At 44.7% G+C, this 25,624-nt stretch carries 23 protein-coding genes and 1 pseudogene; 6 read left to right on the plus strand and 18 right to left on the minus strand.

What is annotated here, in order from left to right:
- Positions 1 to 343: 343 nt before the first annotated feature.
- Complete coding sequence (locus NIES208_RS00005) at positions 344 to 1,045, plus strand: recombinase family protein (RefSeq protein WP_075888441.1); 702 nt, start codon at positions 344 to 346, stop codon at positions 1,043 to 1,045.
- A 121-nt stretch (positions 1,046 to 1,166) separates the two neighbouring features.
- Complete coding sequence (locus NIES208_RS00010) at positions 1,167 to 1,454, plus strand: type II toxin-antitoxin system Phd/YefM family antitoxin (protein WP_075888443.1); 288 nt, start codon at positions 1,167 to 1,169, stop codon at positions 1,452 to 1,454.
- Positions 1,455 to 1,743: 289 nt separating this feature from the next.
- Here the strand turns inward: NIES208_RS00010 and NIES208_RS00020 are convergent.
- The 6 genes and pseudogenes from NIES208_RS00020 to NIES208_RS00045 form a co-directional block, all read right to left on the minus strand.
- Positions 1,744 to 2,165: pseudogene (locus tag NIES208_RS00020) on the minus strand (hypothetical protein).
- Complete coding sequence (locus NIES208_RS00025) at positions 2,158 to 2,373, minus strand: hypothetical protein (protein ID WP_075888530.1); 216 nt, start codon at positions 2,371 to 2,373, stop codon at positions 2,158 to 2,160. Before NIES208_RS00025 ends, NIES208_RS00020 begins: the two are co-directional and overlap by 8 nt.
- A 94-nt stretch (positions 2,374 to 2,467) precedes the next feature.
- Positions 2,468 to 2,677, minus strand: coding sequence for a hypothetical protein (locus tag NIES208_RS00030; RefSeq protein WP_075888445.1), 210 nt, complete (start codon positions 2,675 to 2,677; stop codon positions 2,468 to 2,470).
- Complete coding sequence (locus NIES208_RS00035) at positions 2,677 to 3,174, minus strand: hypothetical protein (RefSeq protein WP_075888447.1); 498 nt, start codon at positions 3,172 to 3,174, stop codon at positions 2,677 to 2,679. The genes NIES208_RS00030 and NIES208_RS00035 overlap by 1 nt, the downstream gene beginning before the upstream one ends.
- Positions 3,175 to 3,187: 13 nt before the next feature.
- Positions 3,188 to 3,547: a hypothetical protein gene (locus tag NIES208_RS00040; RefSeq protein WP_075888449.1), complete on the minus strand. Its 360-nt coding sequence runs from the start codon at positions 3,545 to 3,547 to the stop codon at positions 3,188 to 3,190.
- A gap of 11 nt (positions 3,548 to 3,558) precedes the next feature.
- Positions 3,559 to 4,548, minus strand: a complete 990-nt coding sequence (locus NIES208_RS00045) for a ParM/StbA family protein (protein WP_075888451.1) — start codon at positions 4,546 to 4,548, stop codon at positions 3,559 to 3,561.
- A 530-nt stretch (positions 4,549 to 5,078) separates the two neighbouring features.
- Here NIES208_RS00045 and mobF point away from each other — a divergent pair.
- The 3 genes from mobF to NIES208_RS00060 all read left to right on the plus strand — a co-directional run bounded on the left by mobF (position 5,079) and on the right by NIES208_RS00060 (position 10,657).
- Complete coding sequence (gene mobF, locus NIES208_RS00050; RefSeq protein ID WP_225875211.1) at positions 5,079 to 8,846, plus strand: MobF family relaxase; 3,768 nt, start codon at positions 5,079 to 5,081, stop codon at positions 8,844 to 8,846.
- A 138-nt stretch (positions 8,847 to 8,984) separates the two neighbouring features.
- Entirely contained in the window at positions 8,985 to 9,695 is a 711-nt protein-coding gene (locus NIES208_RS00055; RefSeq protein ID WP_075888534.1) for a DUF6088 family protein, read from the plus strand.
- Complete coding sequence (locus tag NIES208_RS00060) at positions 9,680 to 10,657, plus strand: nucleotidyl transferase AbiEii/AbiGii toxin family protein (RefSeq protein WP_225875212.1); 978 nt, start codon at positions 9,680 to 9,682, stop codon at positions 10,655 to 10,657. Before NIES208_RS00055 ends, NIES208_RS00060 begins: the two co-directional genes overlap by 16 nt.
- A gap of 59 nt (positions 10,658 to 10,716) precedes the next feature.
- Here NIES208_RS00060 and NIES208_RS19555 read toward each other — a convergent pair whose 3' ends face one another.
- From NIES208_RS19555 to NIES208_RS00120, 12 genes are all read right to left on the minus strand, one after another.
- Positions 10,717 to 10,851, minus strand: a complete 135-nt coding sequence (locus NIES208_RS19555) for a hypothetical protein (protein WP_282956252.1) — start codon at positions 10,849 to 10,851, stop codon at positions 10,717 to 10,719.
- Positions 10,852 to 10,948: 97 nt separating this feature from the next.
- Positions 10,949 to 11,140, minus strand: a complete 192-nt coding sequence (locus NIES208_RS00065; protein WP_075888455.1) for a hypothetical protein — start codon at positions 11,138 to 11,140, stop codon at positions 10,949 to 10,951.
- A gap of 2 nt (positions 11,141 to 11,142) precedes the next feature.
- Complete coding sequence (locus NIES208_RS00070; RefSeq protein WP_075888457.1) at positions 11,143 to 12,264, minus strand: hypothetical protein; 1,122 nt, start codon at positions 12,262 to 12,264, stop codon at positions 11,143 to 11,145.
- Between the two features lie 38 nt (positions 12,265 to 12,302).
- Positions 12,303 to 12,698, minus strand: coding sequence for a hypothetical protein (locus tag NIES208_RS00075; protein ID WP_075888459.1), 396 nt, complete (start codon positions 12,696 to 12,698; stop codon positions 12,303 to 12,305).
- Positions 12,699 to 12,813: 115 nt separating this feature from the next.
- Positions 12,814 to 14,661 carry a type IV secretory system conjugative DNA transfer family protein gene (locus NIES208_RS00080; RefSeq protein ID WP_075888461.1) on the minus strand — a complete coding sequence of 616 codons (1,848 nt, stop codon included), beginning with the start codon at positions 14,659 to 14,661 and terminating at the stop codon, positions 12,814 to 12,816.
- The gene (locus NIES208_RS00085) at positions 14,627 to 15,184 is read right to left on the minus strand and encodes a hypothetical protein (RefSeq protein WP_139324939.1); all 558 of its coding nucleotides are present in this window, start codon (positions 15,182 to 15,184) and stop codon (positions 14,627 to 14,629) included. Before NIES208_RS00085 ends, NIES208_RS00080 begins: the two co-directional genes overlap by 35 nt.
- Entirely contained in the window at positions 15,132 to 17,096 is a 1,965-nt protein-coding gene (locus NIES208_RS18325) for a M23 family metallopeptidase (RefSeq protein WP_084176463.1), read from the minus strand. Before NIES208_RS18325 ends, NIES208_RS00085 begins: the two co-directional genes overlap by 53 nt.
- Complete coding sequence (locus tag NIES208_RS00100) at positions 17,093 to 18,043, minus strand: hypothetical protein (RefSeq protein ID WP_225875213.1); 951 nt, start codon at positions 18,041 to 18,043, stop codon at positions 17,093 to 17,095. Before NIES208_RS00100 ends, NIES208_RS18325 begins: the two co-directional genes overlap by 4 nt.
- 11 nt (positions 18,044 to 18,054) lie before the next feature.
- Complete coding sequence (locus NIES208_RS19285; protein WP_225875214.1) at positions 18,055 to 19,422, minus strand: hypothetical protein; 1,368 nt, start codon at positions 19,420 to 19,422, stop codon at positions 18,055 to 18,057.
- 2 nt (positions 19,423 to 19,424) lie between these two features.
- A complete protein-coding gene (locus tag NIES208_RS00110; RefSeq protein WP_075888465.1) occupies positions 19,425 to 20,174 on the minus strand; it encodes a hypothetical protein in 750 nt (249 codons plus the stop codon).
- A complete protein-coding gene (locus NIES208_RS00115) occupies positions 20,171 to 21,358 on the minus strand; it encodes a hypothetical protein (RefSeq protein ID WP_075888467.1) in 1,188 nt (395 codons plus the stop codon). The genes NIES208_RS00110 and NIES208_RS00115 overlap by 4 nt, the downstream gene beginning before the upstream one ends.
- Before the next feature lie 81 nt (positions 21,359 to 21,439).
- The gene (locus NIES208_RS00120; RefSeq protein WP_139324940.1) at positions 21,440 to 22,678 is read right to left on the minus strand and encodes a sigma-70 RNA polymerase sigma factor region 4 domain-containing protein; all 1,239 of its coding nucleotides are present in this window, start codon (positions 22,676 to 22,678) and stop codon (positions 21,440 to 21,442) included.
- 1,035 nt (positions 22,679 to 23,713) lie between these two features.
- Between NIES208_RS00120 and NIES208_RS00125 the strand changes: the two genes are divergently transcribed.
- The gene (locus NIES208_RS00125) at positions 23,714 to 25,624 is read left to right on the plus strand and encodes a hypothetical protein (protein WP_139324941.1); all 1,911 of its coding nucleotides are present in this window, start codon (positions 23,714 to 23,716) and stop codon (positions 25,622 to 25,624) included.

Consider the following 25,624-nt stretch of genomic DNA (forward strand, 5'->3'; position numbering starts at 1 on the left):
TTGAAGCTTAGCACGATTATTGAAAACCAGTATTGTTGTCTGGTTATAAAGCTAACAAGTTGACAAGCTAACTTGGTTTGAAGCTTAGCACGATTATTGAAAACCAGTATTGTTGTCTGGTTATAAAGCTAACAAGTTGACAAGCTATAAAGTTTAGTTGACGGCGATCACCTCCCAGCACATTTTGGAAAAGCTTTATTTCTGACCTATTTCAAGCTCGTAAGTCAATAGTTTCGCAATGAATCGTGATGCTTTGGGGCATTGTCAATAATGAGGGCGTACAAGTTATTTGAATAATCTGTACTGTAGAATGCTGTTATTACAGATTGAGTAAATATTTCAAGTGAAATTGGTTGGCTATGTGCGGGTGAGCTCGGAGGGCCAGCGGGAAAATACCTCTCTTCCGGAGCAGATGAGACGGATTCAGGCTTATTGTGATGCCTATGGTCATGAGCTAGTGCATCTGTATCAAGAAGTAGGTAGTGGCAAAAATACAGAGGATCGTCCGCAATTTCTCGCGGCGATGGATCATGTCGCAATGGATGCAGATGGGATTATTGCGATTAAGTTGGATCGGATTGCGCGGAACTGTCGGGATGTGTTGACTCTTGTGGAAGATATTTTGCAGCCGAATAATAAGGTTTTGGTATTGCTGGATCTGAATGTGGATACGTCAACTTCGATGGGAAAGATGGTGTTGACAATGATGGCGGCGGTGGCAGAATTAGAACGTTCTCAAATTAGTGAACGGACGCAAGGTGGGCGAAAAGCGAAGGCAGAAAAAGGTGGATATGCTTATGGTGCGCCTGCGTTTGGATTTAAATCTGTGGATGGAGAGTTAGTAATTAAATCGGATGAAATAGAAGTAATTGATGTGATTCGTCGGCACCATAAATCGGGTAAAAGTTTGCGGGCGATCGCTGATTATCTGAATCAACAAGGTTATAAACCAAAGCGTGGAGATAAGTGGCAGCACACGAGTGTGAAATGTGTTTTAGATCGACTTTATTCCAGATATAAAGACCACAAAAAATTCAGGAAATAGAGTGATGTAATTTAAATTGAAGGTAATTTCTAGTAAAAATGGAGCCTTTTAGCAAAAAAAGTGTCCGAATCATTCATAATAGCAATAGCATAGAATTAAATGTGTATTGAATGTTTAAATTATGCTTGATCTAACCCAAGATATCCGCTCCCTGACTGAGTTCAAGCGCAACACCAGTGAACTCGTTGACAATCTCAAACGTACAAAACATCCCCTAGTGCTGACTGTGAATGGCAAAGCCGAGCTAGTTGTTCAAGATGCCGAATCCTACCAAGCCTTATTAAATGCTGCGGAACTGCTCGAAACTCTGAAGGGAATTAAGCGTGGTCTAGAGCAAATGCAAGCAGGACAGGGTAGACCTGCCGAAGACTTTTTCGCTGAAATATTCGAGCAATTGGATGATGTTTGATGGGCGAAAAATATTAAGTTATTATCCAGTCGGAGACAGAAATTCGGCAGCTTCTCTATGGCAAAGGGAAAAACGCCTATCGCATACTTTTCATCGTCGCCGAGCAAACGGTACAGGTTATCTATGTGCGACATGCAGCGCAAGAGCCTTTAGTTCCTGAAGAGGAAGAAGAGTAATTTGGTTGCGGACATCGAATGGAGGGGCGATCGCCTTTCTCTTTTCTCTTTCATGATGATGTGATTTCTTGCAAAGTAAAAAAGGGCAAGGAACATTAGGCGATCGCCAAGTTTTATGTCGTTTCTTTGGGTCGAATTGAGAACCGTTTTTGAGAGCGATAGAAACAGACATCGAACTCTAGAAAAAAGTTGACCTGTCCTAGAATTAGCGGTACTTGTGGAGCCTGTGTCCATGCCCAAATTAGATTTACTGGAGCAAATTCGCTGATGATTGTCGAGGTCATCACAACACGAGCTTCATACTGTGCAAGATTGCCGGTTAATTGGACAGTCGTTGTTTCGTTATTCCACTGTAAACCCAATATCAAGCCAGCTTCGTATGGCAAAACATTCACACTAGTCCGGTGTCGAGTAATCCGACTGTTTCGGTAGCTTGTTCGCCATAGATTAGTGTTAGGGGAAGAGAGGGGCGTAAGCTAGCTTCACCCAAATTTGAATCAACAGGGATGAAGGGAAAGGTTACATCATTATTCATGGTTTACTCCCTTAGCTGCGTCCAAAATTTGCAGCATTGTTGCAGCGGCTTCGGTTGCATTGTAAGGAGACCATACAGGATAGGCTTGATCTGCTGGAATAAGCTCTGGCTCTGATTCGGCAAGTTCGGCGATTAGGGTTTGAATAATCTGAAACTTATCGGCGCGAGGCAGATTTAGCAGGGTGGACATCAGCTTGGTAGTAACCATTGAAATCTTTTGTTCGTAGGATTCTTGTTCCATTTTACGAGAGAGACAATCAGAATTAGACTTTTTGCTTTAGGGCGATCGCCCTACTCATCCATCAAGACAAAAATAACTGTGTCGAGAAGATGCCGAGAACAAAGGCAATCGTCACCAAAACCAGCACCGAAAAAACAGAGCCAAACAAGCGATCAAATTCCCGCCGTTTGCGCCGCCGAAACGAGATGACCTGTTCAATCTTTGCCTGTTGAATGGCAAGTTGTTTTTCCTTGAGGGCGATCGCCCGTTCATGTTCCCGACAAAAATCCATCAAGTATCGGAGGAGGAACTCTCTGGCAGCGCAGGCGACTCCCCCGGCAAAATCTGCGCCTCAAGGGAATCCGCCCCCAAAACCCGCTCAAATGCCCGTTGCATCTCCCCCGAAGCCACTAAACCATTCAACTTTTCCCAATATTTGCGGACAATGTACCGCCTCACCTGCTCCTGTTGTTGCTTGATAATGTAGGGTGCTTCCCCCGCAAACCGTTGGGCGATCGCCGCCAACTGTTGATCAATTAGACTTGTGAGCTGCGGATCTAAATCCATATCCACTGCATCCATGCAATCAGCCGACGGATTTTTGATGAGGGCGATCGCCTCTTGGTAAGTCTTCTTTTCCTGTCGAACCAAATGCCAAATTTGATCAAGAATCTGGATTTGCTCAGGAGAAAATTCCTCCGTATCGATATCAATATCTAAAGCTCGGAGAACTTCATTAACCTTAGTGATCGAAGTGCTGTATTTCTCGACAATGTTCTGCTTATTCATGAGTTAATTACCTCTAAAAAGTATTTTTTGCGAATAATTGGGGTGTAAAAAAAGGCTTAGACTCAGCATCATCCATATCAAGATCTGTCTGCTCTTCCCCTGAATCTAGAATTGAAGATGTAGAAGAAACAGAATTAATTAGAGCCGTTAAATGAGTGATCTCTTGATGTAAACGTCGGATAGAAATTTCAGCTTGGCGACAAACCTGTTCAGATGAAGCCCCTTGTTTATGCAAGAGATGGGGATAATACAAAATGAGTAAGGTATCCTCCAATTCCTTTTGGAAACTTCGACCCTCACTTTGTTTGATGTCCTCCAAAATTTGTTGTAAAGGACTATTCTCTTCACTGCGAAAAAAATGTTTTTTAGTCATACTTATTTCCTCTATAAACTTTGCAGTAGTCCATAACAGTCGGCGAGGCGACGTGCCATCACCCGATCTTTAAGACCCGATTTCAAGACTGCACGAGATAAATGATTTGCCCAGCTAACTTTCCCCGACAAATGAGCAATAATTTTGTCTTCGAGGAGTATCGCTGCACCCCCACCACAGACCGCATAATCAATGGGTTGTTGCTCATCCAAAAACAGTTGAATTTGCTGCCAATAGAGAGGTAAACAAACCTGAACTGCCCGTTGAATATCTGCATGGAGATGTTCACCAGAGAAAATCATTTCCGCTAAAGCAATCTCATCCTTATGCCCAGTGCGTTGGCGTACCTCTTGGACTAACCAGCGAAAGCCGAGATTATTCGTCACCGATTCCGCCAGAGCCGGAGAACCATTTTCCGTGACGAGCCAAGATGCATTGCGATGACCGATTACCAACACCGCAACCCGTGCCGATTGTCGGTCAATTTTTGGTGGTAAACCTTGCAGAAAAAGCCCCGCCCCTTCCGGACAGATGGTGATCTCGTTAATCTCCAAAGAGAGCGATCGCCCACAATATTGGACAAGATCCTGAGCCAGCATTAACGCCTCTTCCAGCTGATCTTTCGTGACGTATTCATCAAAAGGCAGCAGAATACCCAGATCAATCGGGCGTTTTTCCCGCGTAATAGTCGTCTGTATATGGGCTAAAACCCCCAATATTTTGTAGAGAGCCTTCACATGTTTCAGCTCATCGTTCCGAATAGCAGAACCCTGAAATTTTTTGGCGATCGCCCCAAGGAGATAACAAGAATCAGCATGACTAACCCAAGCATTCTCAATATGAGTGGAGCCAATGCCCCATGAAGAAGAGCGCGGATAGTCAGGTGGTACAGCCGCACAATAGGGAGACATCGAGAAACATTGCGTGGAGCCATCATCCACTTGATAAGCCACTTTAGTCGCACTACTGCCGGGGTCAATCACAATTTTGAGTTTGGACATAAATTTTCCTCCTGAGTGTTAAGAGGAAAAACCCCGAAAAAAACAGATAAAGAGCCGCCAAGTTGTGACGCAAGTTTCCAAAGAGTTCTCCGATCAGACCGTCATCCCCATGAACTAACCTTGCCTTCCGGTAAAAACTTTGGCTCAAAAATTTTCGACATTGCGAAAAAAAATCACATCATAGGATCAAGTCTTGAGAAGTATATTTGTATTGCCGTTAGAACTGGTGGCTAAGTGCCGGCTGTTTGCCGCTCGTTTGGTCGTGATTTGCTAAAACTCAAGCAGATAAAAAATTTCTATTCGCAGTAAAGGCCAAATTATGTTGGCTTATTGAGAAAACCGACCAAATAAAGAGCAAATCATTACCAAATAATCACCAAATAGCTACCAATCAACAACCATTCACTACCCATTACTTACTAGTCATCCAGAGAAAATTTCCCCACACATTACGCACCTCTGGAAGTCCTTTTTTGAAATATCCGAATTTTCCATCAGATTTGCCCTAGAAAATTAGGACAGAAATTTTGATGATGCTAACAATTGCGACGATGACACCAGCAAAAGCTGGCAGTTACTACAAAGAAAATTATTACGAAGAAGAAGACCAAGTTGAATTTTCTGAGTGGTGGGGAAAAGGTGCAGAGTCGCTGGGGCTGTCAGGTCAGATCAACGATCCGAAAGTCTTTCGTCATATGTTGCAGGGTTTGACAGCAGATGGTCAGACAAAACTACGGGCAGCTCCACCGAGAGGAAAAGAAGCAAGGGCAGGCACTGATTTAACATTTTCAGCACCGAAATCAATCTCAATAGCCGCTTTGGTAAATGGAGAAAGGCAATTACTCGAAGCCCATAATCGAGTGGTAGACCGAATGTTGAACCTGATTCAAGAACGATATGCAGAAACTCGCGTCAAAAAACAGCATCAAAAAATTGATAATTTGTGCGTTGCTAAATTCCTGCATGATACGAACCGGGAGCTAGAACCGAATTTGCATACCCATTGTCTGGTGATGAATATCGCCCAAGATGAGTCAGGAGTATGGCGTTCCGCAGCTAATCGAAAGCTATATCGACACAGAATATTGTTGGGGAGAATGTATCAAAATGAGTTGGCATATGAAGTGCAAAAGCTGGGCTATGAGATTGAAATCAGAAGGGATGGTTATTTTGAACTGAAAGGCTACACGCGAGAACAGATAGAAGGATTCAGCGATCGCCACCAGCAGATCCTCGACTATCTCGAAACAGAAGGGTTAGAAGATACCACCGAGAACCGCATTACAGCCCTATTTGCCACCCGTAAAACCAAGCAAAAAAATGTAGATCGCCGAGAACTCCAGCAGCAATGGCAAGCCGAAGCGCAAAAATTAGACATCACACATCCCACCCCAAAACCATCACCTCAAAAAGTCGAAAGCAATGTGCCGGAGTTGGTGGCCCAAGCCATCCGCCATAACGAAGAACGCACCGCCATCTTCACGAGCGAAGATCTTGAAAGCTTTGTGGTGAGCCAACCTACAGGTCAATCCTTCGATGAAATAGAGACGGCGATCAAAGCTAATCCCCGACTCATTCGCCGAGGAGATCGCCCAGCTAAATTTGCAACAGAGGAAAGCCTAGAGCGCGAAAAAATGACCGTTGCAATCATGCTAGACGGTCAAAACCGACTGCCGCCAATACTCCAAAATCAGGAAATCCATCTTCCTGAAAACCTCACAATCTCCCAAACCGTTGCCATTAACCATGCCCTGAAGAGCCAAGACCGTATTGTGGGCTGGGTGGGAGTTGCCGGAGCCGGAAAAACCTTCACCCTGAAAACCTTGGTAAATATTGCCAAAAATCAAGGAATTGAAATATCCGGCTTTGCCCCCGATGCCAGTAGTGCCGAAGTATTAGGCGATGAAATCAACATCACGACCAATACTGTCGCGTACCATCTCCTCGAAAACAGTGAACCCTCAACCAAACGAAAACTGTGGATTATTGACGAAGCTGGAAAACTGTCCGCCCAAGAAGCCTATGACTTACTACAAAAATCCAGATTTTATAATGCCCAATTATTATTAGTCGGAGATCCCAAACAACTAACCGCCGTCAATGCTGGTGCACCCTTTAAATCCCTCATTGATAACGGTTTAAGCAGTAGCCAATTAAAAGATTTTCTCCGACAAAAAGACCCCATTTTGGCGCGGGCAGTCCAACTCACTTATTACAACCTTGGCGCAGAATCCATTGTCTGGCTAAACAAACATGACAAAATCACCGAAAGCGAATCCCTCGAAGCAAGAGCCGAACAAATTGCCGCGACTTATTTAGACCTTACAGAAACAGAACGGAGTCAAACCCTAGTCTTGTCAGGTACTCACCGCGAACGTCACGCCATCACTTCACGAATTCGGCAAGGATTAAAACAAGAAAAAAAGCTTACCGACCAAGACTTCATCATAAATATTCTCAGCCGTAAAAATATGACTGAAGAGCAGAAACAACATGCCCGATTTTATGAAGTGGGCGATGTCCTGATTCCTTTAAAAAATCATAATTGCTTGAAACGTTCCCAGCGTTATCAAATCACTAAAATCGAAGCCGAAAACATCACCTTAGATGACCGCATTACCCTAAACTTCAAAGGCTTCAAATATCCACTCTCAACCGAAGTTTTCACCCAACACCACCTGAATATCGCTGAGGGCGATCGCCTGAAATGGACGAGAAATAACCGCAAAGATAAACGCTTCAACGGGCGGGAATTCACCATTCAAGCCATTGACCCAGAAACAAGAATAGCAAAAGTTACCTACGATTCAGGTCGCCAAGATCAATTCTCCCTCGATGATTGCAACCATGTAGATCACGCCATTGTGGGCACAGTCTACTCTAGCCAAGGCAAAACCACAGACCGAGTTTTAGTCAGTTTTGGCAATGATCCGACCGTCAACCGCGAAAGCGTTTTAGTTGCCCTATCCCGCGCTAAATATGACGCACAAATCTGGACACCCAACGCCCAGAAATTAGCAGAACTAGCCGATATTTCCTATAACCAAACCAACCCATCCGAACTGCTCAAAGAACAGGGCATCAAATTACCGCCCCCACCTGCCCCTCTGCACATTGAAGAAAAACATTGGTTGGAGCGAGTCGAAGCCTCCGGCATTGCCCCAGAAGTTGCCGCATTAAATGCCATTTCCCTAAAAGAAATGGATGTCTACGAACACTTGCTAGATAAGCATTTAGCCACCTTGGGCAGTGGACAGTTTGTGACCCAACGAATGAAGCGGGTGATGGATAAATATGCCACCGTTGCCGAGGGAGGCGTTTGGGCAGATGGCGGCATCGATGCGACAAAACTCCCCCATTTGCAACCCGGACAAGTTCCCCCCGAAAAAGAATTTGGAGAGTTTAAAGCCGACCAGCCCCGTTTAGATGAATATAAAACCCAGAAAAAAGGCAGTGACCAGTACCGCAAATATGAAGCACCGAGAGGCATTCCTAAGGGAATTAGTTTCCCGAAAGTGCCCGATATTTTTGCCGAGAAAATCTATGAACGTTACGGTGTGAATCCCAGTGCTGAAGAGCGAAAGAGCGGTTTTTGGGCTTGCGTGTATTGGCATCCAGAAATAGCGATTATTCCGGTGGAAGGCAAGAAAAAAGCTGAGGCACTCATCAGTCAGGGCTATGGGGCGATCGCCTTACCGAGCGTGACAGGTGGATATCGCTCAAAGGAAGATGGGGTAGAACTACCAAAACGCAGACTCCATCCAGAATTAGAGGTCTTCGCAACAAGCGGACGACAACTCCTGATGGCATTCGATCAAGACACCAAACAAAGCACCGTGCAAAATGTGCGGCGAGATTTAGTGCGAACCGGAGAATTATTAGCCGAAGCAGGCTGTGAAGTATCTGTTCTCAAATGGCAGTCCCACGAAGGCAAGGGCATCGATGATTTGCTGGTGAATCAAGGCGTTGAGCGATTAACCGAGGTCATTAAGCACAGTATTCCCCTCGCGTGGGAAGCCGAAAAACATTATCGCAACGAGTATTTGAAGCTGCGAAATTATCTACTGAAAACCCAAGGGCAAGGGCGCAAACTTACTGAACTGATGATCGATACGGCGATCGCCTACATTGCGAAACCCCAAGATGTTTTCAAAATCTTGCACCAAAGCAATACTCTCGAAGTACGCCGTAAGCAGGGCATTCCCGAAGATTTTCAAACTTATCAAATGCAGATAGAACGAGAATTACAGCGTTTAGAACAGAGGCTAAATCCCAAGCAAAAATTGCGTTTGAAATAGTAGATGAGGGCGATCGCTAATAATCGATAATTTGTTGCATAGATTCCTTAGAGCCAAAAGAAAGTTTTTTTGCCAGAAAACTTGACACTAAAAAATTTGAAATTCATACTAAATAAAGAGTGTGCGCATAATCAAAAAATGTTGAGTAAAGCTGAAGCGATTCGCCACCGCATTGAAAAACAGGATAAACAATACTGGCAAATCCAAGATTTTCCTGATTTACCAATGACGACTGTCGCCAAAACACTGTCTCGCCTAACTCAGAAAGGTTACCTCACTAGGGTTAGTAAAGGCGTGTACTATCGCCCCAAAATGACGCGCTTTGGTCAAACTCATCCGAGTCAGACGGGAGTGCAAGAACTGCTTAAAAAAACAGGAGTTACGCTATATCCTGCTGGAATAAGTGCTGCAAACTTTCTGGGTTTGACGACGCAAAATACTCCCTACGGAGAATTTGCGACCTCAGCCTCTAGCCTGCCTTTAAAATTGTTAGGAGAACGAGCAAAACTACATACCCGTCGCCCTGCCAATTGGCATCAATTGAATGTAACTGAAGCCGCTCTGTTAGATAGTTTGCGTAATCGTGGCATCCATAGTGAATTTCCCCCCCAAGAAACGATGCAAAAAATTCTTGACTTACTAAATACAGAAGAGCATTTTGAAAATATTATGGCGATCGCCACAACAGAACCACCTAGAGTTAGAGCAATATTAGGTGCAATGGGGCAAACATTAAAAAAAGATTCCAAACAATTACAAAAATTAAAAAGGCAACTAAATCCCTTATCTAGATTTGACTTTGGCTTGTTTAAAGAACTGCCGTTTGCAGAAGAATGGCAAGCCAAATGAAACTATTTGAATCACCCGATTTTACTGATTTAATTCAAGCAACCCAAAACCATTTCGGACATATTGGCTTGACAGAAATGTTAGTAGAAAAGGACTACTATGTGACTGAAGCCTTGAGGATAATTGCCTATCAATACCCACAACAAGTAATTTTTAAAGGAGGAACAAGCCTATCAAAAGCATGGAATCTTATCCAACGATTTTCAGAAGATATTGATCTATTTTTGAATAAAAAAGCCTTTGATCCTCCCCTCGGTGAAAGCAAGGCAGATAAAACCCTGAAAACCTTAGAAAATATAGTGACTAGCCACCCTGCTTTTACCTTGGATAGAGAGAGAAAAGCGTCAAAAAGGGGAGTTTATCGCCATAGCTATTTTCACTATCCTCAACAATTTCCGAGTCTCGGATTAGTATCAAATCGAATTTTTCTGGAAGTCGGTACAAGGAGTGGAACATATCCCGTTGAAGAATGTGAAATTTCTTCTTATGTTAGCCAATTTTTAAAAGCAAAAGGAGAAAGCCTTAATGCTGAAGATGAAGCTTCTTTTACCATGTCAGTGCTGCATTATAGACGTACTTTTGTAGAGAAATTATTTGCAATTCACAGTGCTGTAATGGACTTCCAAAATCAGCAAAAAGCTCTTGGAAGTCAAGTGAGACATTACTATGATCTGTATTGTTTGGCGCAAACTAATGAAATCACTCAATTATTGACTAGTGATGAATACCAAGCAATTAAATTAGATGTTTACGAAATTAGTAAACTGAGTTTTCCACAACAAATTGATCTTCTCCCAGAAGCTTTAGACTTTTCCAAGAGTGTGGCTCTTTTTCCTGAATTAGATTTAGCGAAAGAGATCGCCAAAGAATATAAAACTCAATGTCAAAGCCTGTGTTATGGCAAATTTCCTAAATGGCAGGAAATTCAAGAGTGTTTTGCTGAAATTTGTGCTTATCTTTAAGATAAAAATTTAGCTATTGCCAGCACAATAGTCATGAATCTTAGACGTAAAATGGAACTCTATCTTGTCGAAAAATATTGATCTAACTTATTGAGTAATGCTAAACCAACGATGGGATTACCTTTTTTTGCTAATATTCTAAAGCGAACTTTTGCCTTGAGTTCAGCTAATTTAATATCAGAAATATTGTCCATAAATTAATCCATCAGAATCTCTATTCTTGTGCCAAGATAGCGTATTAATGAGGATTTTTGCCACAAAAAAGGCATCCCCGAAGATGCCAAAAAAAGCTTAACGTTTCACTGGACATTCAAGTGGAGGAGATGTCCTAAAAGCCATCCGCATGAAGGAACGATTGAGGACAAAACTACCTGTTCCCTCGATGATCAGTAGACAAATCCAGAGCCAGCGACCTCGATACAGGACAACTCCCACAAACGAGATCAATTGCTGGGCAAAATAGATGAGGGAGATCGCCTGCATGATTAAGCCTTTTGAGTGTGTTTATGTTGAGTGGTTTCCTGTTGAGGAGTTTGCATAACCTGCTGTGAAGGCGTTTGAGATAACCCATAATTTTGATTTGCCTTCATCACAAAATCCTTGATGACCCCCATTTCCTTGGAAGTTGCTGAAGTTGGCGTAATTATTTGATTGTCAGCCTTACGAGTCAAACTCACCCCACCATCCGGTGCAACACTCCAGGCGATCGCCTTCGTCTGAAAAGTTTTGGTTCCATCCGCCGCAAGATCAACCTCGCCGATTTTCTCCATCTGACTGACCACCACCTTGACCGCTGGTTCCACAAACTTATTCATGAAAACTTCTGCCGCCTGTTGACCCGTTTGACTCAGAGTTTGATGGAGCTGTTCTTGCACCTGACCCTGAGTTTGTGCCAACTTCTCAGAAGCCGTCACAGAAATCTGATTTGCCAAACCCCGCAACTTATCCGCAACCAGATTGCGCTGCTGATTAAACCATTGACCTAAACGCTGATTTGGAGTTTGCACCGGAACCGGATTTAATGCTTTTTCTTGCGTTAAAGTATCCAGTCTTGTTTGCAGTTCAGTGATCTTTTCATTCGTCAAATTAAGCTGAGTTTGTAACGCCTCAAACTGCTCCATCGAAAAAGTCTGAACCGTATCTTTTTTCTCTCCTGAAACTTCAACATTATCCAAAGGTGGAGCTTGGTCTGGAACTGAAACCGCTTCAGAACTGACTGGAGAATTAGTATTTTGCCCCTCCGTATTGGATTGGAGCAGAGCCAAATCATTCTTGAGAATTTGCCCCCCTTTGCTTTTAAACAAAACCTGATTCTGCTTGTCAATCACCCGCACAGAACCGGAATTCTCCTGAGGTGCAAATGCCTCACTGAGGGTTTTAGCCTGCATTTGAGTTAACTGTGTGCGCTTGCCATCCCCGTTGACTGTCCCATCAAAAACCTTTTTCGAGCCGACCCGAATTGTAATTTCTTGATTGGGATCCATGCCCAGTTGAGCTAATTTCTGCAAGAGCTGATCCAGAGCCGAGACTGCCATGGCTGAAGCCTCAACTGAATTATTGGTGATTTCACTGGCAGAGTGCTGATCACTAGATTGTTGAATATCCATATTTTTGGTCTCAAATTAAAATAATGAAGTGCTGAAAATTATTGCCCTAAAGTATTAGTTAAAAGAGAAATCTGAGCTGCTGGAGAAATGAGTACATCCGGTAATAAACAACCTCCCAAGGTGTCGAGAAGTAACTCCCCATGCACTTGGACATAACGAGGTAATTCATCAATGACGATGCAGAACGTGGAAGTAGTACGAGTTGCAAGAAAATCTGGGTCAATGTGAACTAAACGACCTTGATGGACGACAAAGCAAGTATCGTCAGCTCCGTTTGCATAGATCTCGACGCATTCAGGTAGATAATCTGGGGGTAAAGGTTCGCTGTGCCAACCCTGAGCCGTGAGCAGCGCCAGAGATTCCGAAAAATCAACCTTGCGCTGAATTGCCTCAGGTAGGTCATCAATGAGTAGTTGGTCTGAATCTAAAAGCATGGGTTCCTCCTAGAAATGGGGACTTACCGGAGCAATGGCAGCCGGAATAATGTCTCTATTGATTAAGGGGAAAAAGTCGTTTGAATTCGGATAAAACTTGGCAATCAATCTGAAATTACAGAACCGCAGACATTATTTCTTCGGCATCCGGTTCATCAATTTTTCTGAAATCGATGGCATCCTGCCGTAGTTGGGCAAGGTCAATCTCGTCATTTTGTGGTGGTGTTGCTTGTCCAAGATCAGGGCAAATCCCTTGATAGGCATTGATTAGAGCGAGATCTCGCTTCACAAAATCTTGCTGAGTAAAATGCGGTAAAGCTGTCCCTAAAAGCTGTTGTTTGAGGGTTTCCCAATCGGCGGTGGATTCTTTAAAAGCCTTCAGATCATGGTCTGGAATAGTGATGGTCTGAATTAAGGGAATACGGGAACCGTGGCGATCGCCGATACCCCGATTCCAGATAATGGCTTTACCCTGCGATAGTTGCAGAATTTCACTGGCTTCAATAATGGCGATCGCCTGTTTATGCTCCGTATCACTGGTGGAATTGCCGCCCTTTTGCCGAGATCGCCCTCTGGTGTCGTACTCCACATCCCGATTGCCCACCGATTTCGAGTATTTTTCCGCATCCGCAATATCATTCGCCTGAAACACCAATTGCGTCGCACAAGCCTTTAACAAGCGACTCGCCCCATCCTTGCCATAGCGTTTTTCAAGGACTTCAGGGAATTGCACCCCAATCGCCATCACCAAACCCGCCGAGCGGTGAATGTTCGGCCAGTCTTCCGCCGAGGGAAGATAAATTTGGGAAATCTCATCCAGCCAGAGCAAAAATGGACGTTGACGCGGTTTCAGCAAATTCCGGTTAGTCAAAAGGTGAATCACCGTCGCCAAAATCGGATTAACAATTTCACCCCGCTCCGCATCACTGCCAAAAATAAGTACTTTACGCTCATCCAAATCCAGAGGAATCGTCGTTTTACCGCAGATAGACGGCAGCAAATCCGGCATCAATAACCCGCTCAAAAGATTAGCAAAAGTCGCTTTGATACTGCCATAGGTTTCCTCAACGCCAAACACATCAACCACCGCATCAAAAACCATGCGAATCGCCTCCGGTTGGGCATCGACAATCATCTGTAATTGGTCACTCGGTAGGCGCGTCAACGTCCGACACATCACCAAATCAGGGCAGTCCGTTTGTTTTGCCAGCAGCATCACCCCCGCTAAAAATGAGGTTGTTGCCTCCGTGAAAAACGGATTAGAACCGCCTTTCAGAGCTTGGGGATTCAAATTCAAATAAAGGACTTTCGCAATTTGTCGCGCCATCGCCGCGTCTTCAGAATGACGGATAAAATCGAGGACATTGCAACAAAGAGATTCCGGTTTACCCGGTGCAAATAAACCAACTTCATAGTTCAATCGCTTGGCATAACCTGCAATTAAAGCAGTGGGTGATGGGTCTTCTGGCGAGTGGGTGGAATATTTGATGTCAAAATAAAGCCCCGGAATGCCTTGCGCCAAACCCGACAAAAAGAGCGGATTTAATGCCGAAAAACTTTTACCAGAACCTGCGCCACCCAACACCGAAATCCCAGAAGTGCAGTCGCTGAGATAAAGCGTTTGCGGGTCATAGCAAAGATCGATGTGCCATTTTCCTTTTTGACAACAAAAAACAGACCCTTTTGGCGTGCCAACCCAGAGACCAACATCAGCCCGTTTGGCAGCTTGAACCTGTTTTAGCGTCCGCAATGCGCCATTTTTGATCTGTTGCGGTGTCGCAATTTTGCCCTTACCAAGGACGACCGATTTACGGCGATCGCCCTTAAAGGTCATGAAGGCTAACAAAACCCCACAACCCAATAGCAGTAAACCTAGTGGCGAAAAAATTAACTCACTAACATAGGCATTAAGGTCAGGTTGAGAAGGATTAGAAGGAGGGAGGCTCGTCTGCGGGTTGGACATTTTGTGGAATCTCAATTTCTAAGTTTTCAAGGGCTTGGTAACGGTCAGAAGGCATATACAAAACCGCGTCAGATTCTTGGGCGAAGGTTGTGAAACCCGCCTCAAACTTGACTTTGCCGCCCTGTGCGTCGATCTTGCGTTGCCAAAGTTGCTCATTGAGGGCGATCGCCGCTGTTTGGTCGATGTATTTGCTGAAGGGATAATCGTTGTCACTGGGCGGATTGAGGCGACTACAAATACCGTTTTGAACAGTCACCAAAATCTCTTCAGGATGATGTCCATGCCCATCAAGATCAGTCGCCTGAATCACTTGATATGAATCATATTCAGCGAGAACGGCAAAAGGTTCAGTCATGCAAGAAACTTGGAGCTGGGATTCAACCGAATCAGAACGCACCGAGAATATTGCCACGATGAAACCGAAGAGAATGAAAACGCCAAACAACAGGACAGCGCGTTTTTTTAAAAGCTTAAAAATTGACATAATTTCTAGGGTTGAGAGGTTTGCCAAAGCGATCGCCATCACGAACTTCAAAATGGAGATGCGCCCCCGTACTGCCGCCAGTGGAACCCTCCAAGCCAATCAGTTGACCCTTTTTGACCGTTTGATTTTGCGCCACTTTCTGATAACTCATGTGGGCATAGCGCGTGAAAAGGTTGTTTTGATGTTTGAGAACCACCACATTGCCGTAGCCTGATTCCCAACCCACATAGATCGCCTCACCACAGTCCGCTGCAAGGATCGATGCATTCATACCCGCACTGACATCAATGCCCGCGTGCAATTTCCAAGTGCCATAGATTGGGTGAAGGCGATTGCCCATTTCGCTGGTGACGACTCCTTTTGAGGGACGCTGCATTTTGCCGCCGCCACAGGAACCACCAAAGAAACAATCTTTTAGGATCGCCTGATAGTCAGAGGCTTGGTGGGCGAGGGTTGTGGTCTTGTCTGAGGGTAAATTCAGAGCTGTACCTACCCCGAAAAAATCAACCTTGGTAGCTGTGATGAACTGTTTCAGTTGAGGAATAATTGTCTGCATGGATGCAGTACTATTTGTCAGTTGGTAGGCGATCGCATAGGCAGTTTGGGATTCGGTCAAATTGAGTGTTTCAGCCTGTTCCAGCAATGACGGCAGACGAGATTCAACCCCAGAACGTTGGTCAAGGGGAACCGTTTGCAGCATTTTTTGTAGACATTCATTTTCATTTGCCGGAGACGAATCGCTGTATTTTGCCTGTGCCGCCTTGAGTTGTGATTGAACCTCTTCTGGGACATTAATCTGAGGATTGGGCAGCGCATTCATATCATCGAAACCGAGAAAAATCCCATCCCCTTCCTTGGCTTGAAAGAGTGACCATGTTCCGAAGACAAAGGGCGTACAACCGAGATCAACCAAACCCCGCTTACAGAAGCGTGTCGATAGTCCGAATTCCGCTGTCCCCGTGGCTTCGTCCGTATCCATCAGAATCAATTTAAATTCCGAGCCGAGCATTCGTCCAGTAGGTTCCATGCCGCCGAAAGCTTTGCTCAGTAAGCCAGAACCCCCCGGAACCATTTGCCCACCTGCCTCTGGATCACCACCTTTAATCCAGCGATCGCCCTTGTGTCCCTGACCCGAAAGTTCGATGTATGCACAGCGTTCCTGTTGGCAAGGATATTGAAAGCCGACCGTTGTACTGCCGGAGATGGGCTGAAATGTGGCTTGTGATTCTGCTGCACCCCAAACGACATCCAATGTGGCGATCGCCGAAGGAGACAAAATGCCCAGCTCGGCGAGGGGAATTTGATCCAAACGGGGAATATCCTTGAGGCGAATCTCTTGCCACCCCGCAAATTCCTTGAGGGGAGTCTCCGCCAAGGTTGGAATGTCAGCCACTGAAAAAGTTTGCAGATTGGGAATTTGGGAAAGGGGCAGTTGGGCGATCACCGAATTGTTAACTAATGTGCCAATATTTTGAGAGAGTAAATCCTGTATTCCTTCCGTCAACTGACTTTTAACTAAATCCGCGAGAGGTGGAACTTCTCCTAGAGGTAAAGTTTTTAGGACAGGTAAAGCCTCAAGCAATGAACCCAAAGATTGCTTAGTAAAGTGGGCGATCGCCGACAGAGCAATATCTTGTAAATTAAGCTGTGCAAGGGTTTCAATCTGAATGAGTGATAAATCTGCAATCCCAGTTTCCGCCATGTCACCCAGCGTAAAAATATCCGTTAGGCGATCGCCCGCCTGAATGTTTTTATCGAGAGAATAGCCCGCCTGCTGCGATAAACCCGTATCAACCAGATAGGAATCACTCTGCTGAATCGGCGGCAAATCAGCCCAGCGTAACGTTTCTAGATTAACTGTCGGGACAGAACTGGCAGTGCTGGGGGTTCCCCAGCCAAAACTGAACAGCAACATTAATAAAAGAGTGACCCAGAGAATTGGCGATTTCATAAACCTGCTGCCTCCGGTGAAACTCCCGCATTTTCCAAGACCAACTTCACATGGGCGAGCTGAAGATTGCTGTGCTGTGCCGCTTGAATGAGCGTAGAACCTGTCCGTAGACTGCGAATCATGGTCTGATAACGGAGATACAGCCGACTACTGTAGGGTGTATCAGGATGAGTGATCAAACCTCTGGCGATCGCATTAGCAAGCTGATAACTATCCAAACTGTCTGCCTGAGTTTCCAGCACTGAAAGCCTTGTCTGATAAGTATTTGGAGCCTCTTCTCCTCTCACTAAAAGTGGTTCCTGACGAGTCGGATTTGGTGATGGAAATGCCTCGAACTGTCCCATTTGGAAGAGCTGTTCTATGGTGCGGGAATTGAGATTGGAAGCCGCCGCTACCTGTTGCATGGACATCCCTTGATCCACCTTGGCGATCGCCTCCTGAATTGCCAGATGTAACTCCGAATTTTCAACCAATAACCGCCGCTCAATGGCTAGATCAACACCTCGCTGAAGCTGCTTAGCATTATTGGCGATCGCTAAAATATTCGGGTTGCCGACAGGATTGGCGGTGATATTGACGATGCTATTGCCTTGGGATCCCGCGACTAGCTTAAACACATACAACGATTCAACCTGATTAGCATCACGGGTGACCAAACTGAGTTGTGTTTTTCCTGCCTGAGAGGCGACTAAATGGAGAATGGATGCACCCTGTTCAAACGGGTGATCGCCGTCAATTTGCACCATCGAGCCATCATCAAGCCAACCCTTATAAGCCAAAATCCCATCCGGTAGATTGAGATTAATCCCCTGATTGACTTTGAGAGTAATGGTCGGAACCTGATTTTGTGCCGCCTGCGCCGAAATCCATTGCGTTTGGGCGAGGACAGGCGATCCTGAGAACCCAAAAATCAGCATGAAAATAGAAAGCTTTGACAGAAATTTCATGGCAAATTTCCTCATGGAGAAACAACAAAAGCCTGATTAATCGTTAACTGGACGGGAGTATTGGGCTGAACCAGTTGCACCGCCGACTCCGAATCGGGTTCCGCCAGCAGCGAATCCGCCAAACCCTTGAGCGCCGCACTCCCCAAACTTGTCCAATCCTTATCGCCCCCAGCCCTTGTGATGGAGGTACTCGACTCATTCTGAAAGAACGTTTCTGAGCGACTAATGTACTGATCTGCCAGCCCACGACCCGCTCCCAACAACGCCCGACCGACTTGGGTTTGCAAAAAACTCTGATCCGTTTTCGCCTTTAAGAGCCGTCCATCCAGCCCCGAAACCGTCATCGTTCCCGCCGGAAGGAGCATGGCAGGGCGATCGCCTTGAAGAATTGCCCGCACCTCCGCCACGAGATAACCATCCGTAAACTGAGTAATTTCAGCCAGAAGCTGTGAATCCGCAGGCAAACCCAAGATCGCCTCCGTCGTGCGAATGTTGAGAATTGCTTTTTCTGCCGCAATCATCTGTTGCGTAATCGTGCCAGTGAGAGACTGACCCCCTTCCACTAAAAATTGGCGATCGCCCCGCAAAAAAGAAGTTTCCTGCTGCACCAACAAAATCGAATCATCATTAACAATCCCCTCAGATGAACGAGGAGGAGCGTCAACCCTTGACTGACTAAGACTTTCCGGCAATGCCCCAAAACTCACCATCTTTTGCTGAGGAGCCGTTGGCGCAACCGCAGCAGAGGGCATAGAACCCGTTGGTGTTGGAGGAATAAAAGTTTGTCGTGGCGGAGGAGTATAGGCACGAGATGGGGCGATCGCCCTCTCAGGACTCGTTGAATTAATCGGTGGGAGTGAAGCCGAAGCCGCTGACTCCTGTTGCTGCTCATCCAATTGACCCGTCAGAACCTGCTGTTTTTTCTGTTCCTCCAAAACCGCCGCCCGATTTTTCAGGGTGCTAAAAGCAATTTCCCCCTCCAGCTCCGAAAGTTTGGCTTGCTCAGGATCAACCTCATCCTCATCCTCTACCTGAGAAACTTCCGGGGCGATCGCCTCTGGGTCAGCATTGCCAAGTTTGACATTTGTCCCCTGCGTTAAAGCCGTCCCAAGGAGCGCACAAATCAGGAGAACACCCGAACCAAAAAATAGCCCTTTGATGTGAGGACGCTTATAGAGAGGAACCTTGCCCACTTCAATCTCTAAATCTTGGTAAGCAGGCGGTGGCGCTGGAATCTCATCTATAGCTTCATTTGTCGTTAATTCTTCCGAATCAGGCGATGCATCTTCCGTCGTGAAAGAATCAGGTGCTGTGGAAGCCGCTTCAAAATCAAAATTAGCCCAACGTTCCAACGTTAAAGACTCAAAATCCTGTGACATTATTAATTCCTCAATTTTTCAGGCATGGATTCGATGACCAGCCCAGAACTGCGCTCTTCCATGACAACCCGCTGAATGTCTGAGATTTGGGGATTTGCCATGTCTGCATTTACTGGCACAAGCGGATCAATGACGCGGACATAAACCTCATGCTCGCGAACCACCTGATCGCCCAAATTGTCACCATTCGCAAAAACCATCAGAAGTCCGGTGTAATCAACCTTCCAGAGATCCGCCTCAACCTTTTGAGGCACACCAATAATGGGGGAAGTCATCGCCGTTTGAGTGCTGGGTTGGTCTGTAAAAATATCCTGCGGTGTCAGGATCGCAATCTGAGTGAGAATATCTTGGCGAATAGCATCATTGAGACGAAAACCCGCCCGCCAAGTCGCCGTTGTAATCTTGCGATCGCCATTACCAGTCGAAATCGGCACACCGAGGTCAGGTTTAGGCGAACCAACATCCTCCGCCGTTTCCGGGGGGAGAATACCGCGCCAATCATAGAGACTGTAGAGAGTTGCAGCCACAAACTGGCGAATCGATTCCGGTGTCGGCTCCGCATGGTCGAGGGCAACCACATTGCGAGTGACCCCATCCGTTGTTTCCACCAGACGAGGTGCAGGTTTGTTTGCCAGACTGCCCAGCGCCCCAATCACACCGAGACTAATCAGAAGATTTAACCCACTCAAAACGAGACAGCTAACCACACAGAGCGGTAGAAAATTCTTGGATTTTTTGGGAATAAAATTCATAAGCCTTTCCTCAAACGTAGAAGTTTAACGCCCGTATTCATCGCAACTCCCGAAGCCGCAAAGACTGCTGAAAAGCCCATGCTGCCAGCAAAAAGAGCAAGGAAAGGATTAATAAATCCGCCTAAAAATGGGTACAGTAATCCATGAATTCCTAAAGCCGCACTCTGTTGACTGGCGAGGGCAATTTGGAGGATGGTGAACATCCAGATGCTCAACATGGCAGCGAACAAACCACTGACAAAAATTTGTAGACTACTTTTCGCCGCCGGATAGAGGGCGATCGCAATCCAGATGGGTGCAGAGGAAGCCCAAACCGCCAGAGCATAAGCCATGATGAGGTGAAATGTCCCTGCCATAAAGCTCAGAAAGCCAGTGACCACCAGCTGCATGAAATCATTAAACATGCGACCAACCGGATTGAACGTCCAACCCGATGAGGATTGTTCGCCCAGCTTTTCCGCCGCCGCCTGCATTTCCGCCTCAACTTCCTCAAGACATTGCGTTGCTTCTTGTCCGTTCAGGGCGAAACAAGATTCTCGTTTCTGTTGATAGGTATTGTTGAGACCCTGTTGAAGATTGGCATTTTTAATTAAGTCGCGCCCCGAAACCCCGTTATAGGTTTGGGTCAACATATAGTCATTTGCCCCATAAACAAGATTTTTGTAGGCTTGCAGACCGAGTAATGTAAGCTGACCGCCATTTGCAAACAGAAAAACGACCAATAGCGGCGTGTAGATCATCTGCCATGGAAACTGTTTGTAGCTGGATGTTTGCCATTTATAAACAGCGGCGATCGCCCAGAGCATAAAGCCCACCGCAACGATGTAAGTCGTTGCCTGAAGCAAAATAGCGAAATAGGGAGAATCCAGTGAGAGGTAAGTATCCCAGAGCGTATCAAAAGTGCCAGCTACCTCACTAATCCATGCCTGAGACTCCAGAGTTGCATCCCCAGCCATGCCATCCGTACCCGTACCAGCAGCACCAACCGGAAAAGGTACACCCGACTGAGCCAGAACCGGGAGAGGACGTAAGCTGAAGACCCCCGCAAACCCCAAAAAGCCCCATTGCAAAAGCCAGCGAACTCGGTGGCAAAATCGCATCCATGCAGAAGGCATTGATTGCCAAGTCTCAAATAAATTAAGTTGAATAGCGTGATGAATCGCTTTATTCAGAGTAAAAAACATGCCAAAACTATCTTTACCCGAAACAGGTAAAAGCCCGTAATTTTTAGAACAAGACAAAGCCAATCAAAAAGTCAAAAGCAATTAGAGAAATGGACTACCCCTGACAGGTCTGAAACAGGTAATAGACCATAGTGAGATCTGCCAATACAAATCAGCAAATTTCTGAAAGTAGAGAATAAGCCAGTCAATTAAACCTTGGATTTTTTCTAAAATGTCAGTCTGAAGATAGAGCCAACTGATCTTTTTATCTATTATTCTCACCTTGAATAGAAAATAAGCCGATAAATCTCGTCGAGTCGATTTAGACTGAATTGGAATGCCAAGCTGAGGGGGAGTAAAACAGATATCAGTTACGCTGCGTGAAAATACTTGATTGGTGATGTCAGGAGACTTAAATAATGGATAATAAGGCTTGTCCCTGAACAACTTAGAATAAATCTTTCCGAATCCGTAAGTCGGCTGAGTAAAGTTTCTCCAATTAATAAAACTATCTGGATTAGCGAGAGGCTGTAAAAAATGAACAACCAGCTTCCCTAATACAGAAATAGCTGAATCTCTACTTTCAGAACGCTTAATCCGAACTTTTATACCGCCACTAGCCTTCCTTTCAAGTGCAGAGCTAACAGGGTGATTGATCGGATCCTGAAAATAAGCTTTGAGAAAATCTAACCCAACTGAATGATGTAGATTGCGGATGATTTCAGTATTGTTCTTGAAAAAATCTTGAAAATAATTCCAAGTCCGCTGTGCACTTGCTTTAGAAAGATTCAAATATGCTGCTAGCTCTAAAACTGTGGGAATATCTCCCGGAGTTTGGCAGATAAACTCCAAAATTAACCGTTGTCTTTTCGTTAAATCTTTTTGACATATTGCCTTTAAAGAATGCCACCCAATGTCATCAAAAGTATCCAGTTCAGAGCGAGGTTCCGAAACAAAATCAAGATCCTTAGAGAAAGAATTAGATTGAAGTTTTTGTGCAAGATAGGGACTAACAGACATCGGATAGATATTCTTAGCAGCCCCTGTTCTCACAGCATTACGGAGATTCCAATAAGACTCTAAATCAGCCGGGTTATCAGTGTGAAGAGCCGTTTCAAAAAAGTGCATGACCGCTTCCTGATAGGCATCCTCAAAGCCCCATTGCTTTGCCCAGACTGTGGAGCGGCACATCGCCGCAATATTATCAGCATGGGCTTGAAGGAGAGTATTAAAAGCTTCTGTTCTGGTGTGGGGTTGTTTGACATCCTGAAGCAGTTGATAAGTCGATTCCCAAGATAGAAAAACTTTTGATTGTGTAGGCTTAATTGAAAAATTAGGCACGATAAATTTCCTCAAATTGCATGACAATTAAAGGACTTCGCCTATATATCCGGTATAATGAAAATAGGCAAATGAAGTACTTTTATTTGGTTTGCCGAGATAGAGGCTCTCATCCAGAAGGTTTCCAGGCTGTATGGATGGGAGTCTTTGTTTTATGTCATATTCCAGTGGATTTGATCAAAAAAATTAGGATTTTAGTGATACTACAGGAATACTGAGAATCTCAATAACCCAAGTTTTGACCATCTTTTGAGTTGCTTTTTTTCCTCCACTAAGCTAACAGAATAAAAAAAATTACGAAATTCGAGTGATCTCAGACAGGAGATCCAATCTAAATAGAATTTAGCGTAAATTATTCTGTTTTGGTTTTTTTTATGAATTTTTAGCTTAATTTGAGATTACCAATAGAAAGCAATTGTGAAATCTTAAAATTTTATTAAAATGATTTTCGAAAAATTGCTTTTGTAAATTTATTAGATTGAATGGAAACTTTTTTTGTGATTAAAAGTCTGGCAAGTGAAATGCTAATAGATTGTGATCTAGGTCACTGAATGTATGGTAATTTTATAGCTACTTTCGAAGAATAAATGCTTAACTATTGCTTGTTGTTAGAGAAGAGCTACTCGAAAATGCAAAATTTTTCAAGTGCTATATTTGTGGATTTTGATCTGTCTATATTTTGGAAATAAAAGCCTTTTGTGATGAATGATTGTGTTGATAATCCTTCATTTCAAGTTGAATTGAGACAGTCCTTAAAGAACTGTCTGATTTGATAATGTCTTTCTGCCGGAATTAGAGCTGAAACGAATGATGTCAGTGTTATCAACTAGGGATAAACCATAACAACGTAGTCAATGTGCCTAAGGTCTGTCTGCGATCGCCTGCTTTAGACGTTTCTCAGTAGTAAGTGCGATCGCCTGAAAAGATTATGGTAATGTTACTAGGAAGGGATCTAGGCTTTACTCGAAGCTAGAAAACCCTATAGAAAGCACAAAACCGCTGGTTGTTAAGCGACGAAACTTGTAACCAACGGCTTTGAAAACATATCAATTGCGGATTCGCCTTGCAGGGCGGGTGCGCAGCACCTATGCGTCTGGGGCGCATATGCCTACCATGTTAATAGATTTAACGTTCCCTGAAAAGAGTTTTAGGGAAATTTCAGAAAATTTTTTAGAAATCTTTGCCCACCGTTGGGAGTGGATCTACGCCGAAAGCCTTACAGAGAAAGGAAAAGCAGCGTGGAAGACAATAAATCGACGAACATGGAGATTTTCTAAAGAACGGGAATTGCCGCTGGTATTAACGGATGAAAAACTACTAGAGCTGTGGAAATCCGAACACCAAGTAGTCGGAGTGGGGTTCGGAAAGAAGACAAAGTACCTGATGTTGGACATCGATGTAGATAGTCCCTACCATCCGAGTAAAGGAGCTGAACTGCAGGGGATAAAAGGCGAACTAGAAGACATCGGACTAATTAGTAGCTTTGCAGTGCAATCGAGTAATAGTGGCGGCATACATGTGTATTACCCTTTCTCAGAAGAAGTGGGAAGCTATGCCTTGGCGCGGACAGTAGCGGAACATTTGATAGCAGCCGGATATGAAGTCGCCAATGGAAAACTAGAGATCTTTCCCAATAGGAAAGCATTAGGGAAGAGAGAAGACCCAACGACATGGGCGCAGTACCAGCGACATCGGCTACCCCTGCAACAGGGGAGCGTTGTACTAGACAAAGACTACGAACCAGATAGCAGCATGTTATCCGTGTTTATCAGGCGATGGGAATTTTGTGCGAGTAGCCAAGATCATGAAGCATTATCGGTGGCAATGTATGGCAGAAAGTCATACAAAAACTTCAAAGGAACAAGCACAGGACTGCAACCAATAAAAGCAGAATACGAAAACCTACTAAAAAATGGGTTCACAGCAGCACATCAAACAAACGATATTTTGATCCAGCTCGGTAGACAGACACGTATTCTCGAAGGATACGGAGGAATAGAACTACGAGATCGCCTGATAGAACTCGTAACCGAATTACCAAACTACGGAAAATATTGTCAGCACAAAGAAGACATTAACCAGCGATGTCAGGACATAGCGCGGTGGGCAGAACGGCGATTCAGTCCAGCAGGCAGCAAAACAAAAATCAGTGAACCGCTGCCATTACCCGGCAAGAATAACGAAGAGAAAAAACAGGACGCAATCCAGCGCATCAAACAAGCATTAGCCGAAGTTCTAACCGTCGAAGAAGCATTCAAGAGTAAGACCAGTTTCTTGAAGGCGATCGCCAAGATAGCAAGCAGTTCGATGAGTACCCTGACAAAATACTGGCAAAAACTACTGGAACCCATATTTAGCAAACATCACAACCAAAAAATCATCACAGAAAAGCCCAAAGAAATCAGCAATGAAATCGTGTGTAATTCCAGTCACAGCAATGGTTCCAGCCATTCTAAACCAAAAAATCAAGACCCTCAAATCGCCTGTAATCCCTTACCCAGCAAAGAATCTAGCGATTTTAATCAAAAACCCCATACTAAGCATGTAGGGCGAAGCCCTAAACCCTTAGTTGAAATAAATAATGCCTTTAATCTTTCAGACACTAAAAAATCATCTTTCTTACTTAATCAATCGGAAAAGAAGAACTCCGTAGAAGTAGTGGTGGCGAAACTGAGACGTTTACAGGAAAAGATCAGCAAAACTTATGGTGAAAATCCGGAGGCGACCGAAAAAAAAGAGATTAGTGGAGCTTATGAATTAGCGAAACGGAAGATCCCGCGTTGGTTATCAGAATATGGATTGCATCGAAAGTATTGGTACTTGCATGGGATGGCAGTGCCGGAGAATGGATTAGCGGAATGGTGGATATTGGCGAATAAAGCACCACAGGGAACGCCGCCAGAGAAATTGGAATTAGTAGAAGTGGATGTTCCGGTTCCGAAGTAA

This window comes from [Limnothrix rosea] IAM M-220, assembly GCF_001904615.1.
Taxonomy (GTDB): domain Bacteria; phylum Cyanobacteriota; class Cyanobacteriia; order Cyanobacteriales; family MRBY01; genus MRBY01.

Coding starts and splice junctions, on each gene's coding strand:
- NIES208_RS19555 (WP_282956252.1), bottom strand. CDS start 10,851: ATGGACAATATTTCTGATATTAAATTAGCTGAACTCAAGGCAAAAGTT.
- NIES208_RS00100 (WP_225875213.1), bottom strand. CDS start 18,043: ATGAAATTTCTGTCAAAGCTTTCTATTTTCATGCTGATTTTTGGGTTC.
- NIES208_RS00075 (WP_075888459.1), bottom strand. CDS start 12,698: ATGCTTTTAGATTCAGACCAACTACTCATTGATGACCTACCTGAGGCA.
- NIES208_RS00070 (WP_075888457.1), bottom strand. CDS start 12,264: ATGGATATTCAACAATCTAGTGATCAGCACTCTGCCAGTGAAATCACC.
- NIES208_RS00085 (WP_139324939.1), bottom strand. CDS start 15,184: ATGGCGATCGCTTTGGCAAACCTCTCAACCCTAGAAATTATGTCAATT.
- NIES208_RS00110 (WP_075888465.1), bottom strand. CDS start 20,174: ATGAATTTTATTCCCAAAAAATCCAAGAATTTTCTACCGCTCTGTGTG.
- NIES208_RS00010 (WP_075888443.1), top strand. CDS start 1,167: ATGCTTGATCTAACCCAAGATATCCGCTCCCTGACTGAGTTCAAGCGC.
- mobF (WP_225875211.1), top strand. CDS start 5,079: ATGATGCTAACAATTGCGACGATGACACCAGCAAAAGCTGGCAGTTAC.
- NIES208_RS00060 (WP_225875212.1), top strand. CDS start 9,680: ATGGCAAGCCAAATGAAACTATTTGAATCACCCGATTTTACTGATTTA.
- NIES208_RS00115 (WP_075888467.1), bottom strand. CDS start 21,358: ATGTTTTTTACTCTGAATAAAGCGATTCATCACGCTATTCAACTTAAT.
- NIES208_RS00025 (WP_075888530.1), bottom strand. CDS start 2,373: ATGGTTACTACCAAGCTGATGTCCACCCTGCTAAATCTGCCTCGCGCC.
- NIES208_RS00080 (WP_075888461.1), bottom strand. CDS start 14,661: ATGTCCAACCCGCAGACGAGCCTCCCTCCTTCTAATCCTTCTCAACCT.
- NIES208_RS00055 (WP_075888534.1), top strand. CDS start 8,985: ATGTTGAGTAAAGCTGAAGCGATTCGCCACCGCATTGAAAAACAGGAT.
- NIES208_RS00045 (WP_075888451.1), bottom strand. CDS start 4,548: ATGTCCAAACTCAAAATTGTGATTGACCCCGGCAGTAGTGCGACTAAA.
- NIES208_RS00040 (WP_075888449.1), bottom strand. CDS start 3,547: ATGACTAAAAAACATTTTTTTCGCAGTGAAGAGAATAGTCCTTTACAA.
- NIES208_RS00030 (WP_075888445.1), bottom strand. CDS start 2,677: ATGGATTTTTGTCGGGAACATGAACGGGCGATCGCCCTCAAGGAAAAA.
- NIES208_RS00035 (WP_075888447.1), bottom strand. CDS start 3,174: ATGAATAAGCAGAACATTGTCGAGAAATACAGCACTTCGATCACTAAG.
- NIES208_RS18325 (WP_084176463.1), bottom strand. CDS start 17,096: ATGAAATCGCCAATTCTCTGGGTCACTCTTTTATTAATGTTGCTGTTC.
- NIES208_RS19285 (WP_225875214.1), bottom strand. CDS start 19,422: ATGTCACAGGATTTTGAGTCTTTAACGTTGGAACGTTGGGCTAATTTT.
- NIES208_RS00065 (WP_075888455.1), bottom strand. CDS start 11,140: ATGCAGGCGATCTCCCTCATCTATTTTGCCCAGCAATTGATCTCGTTT.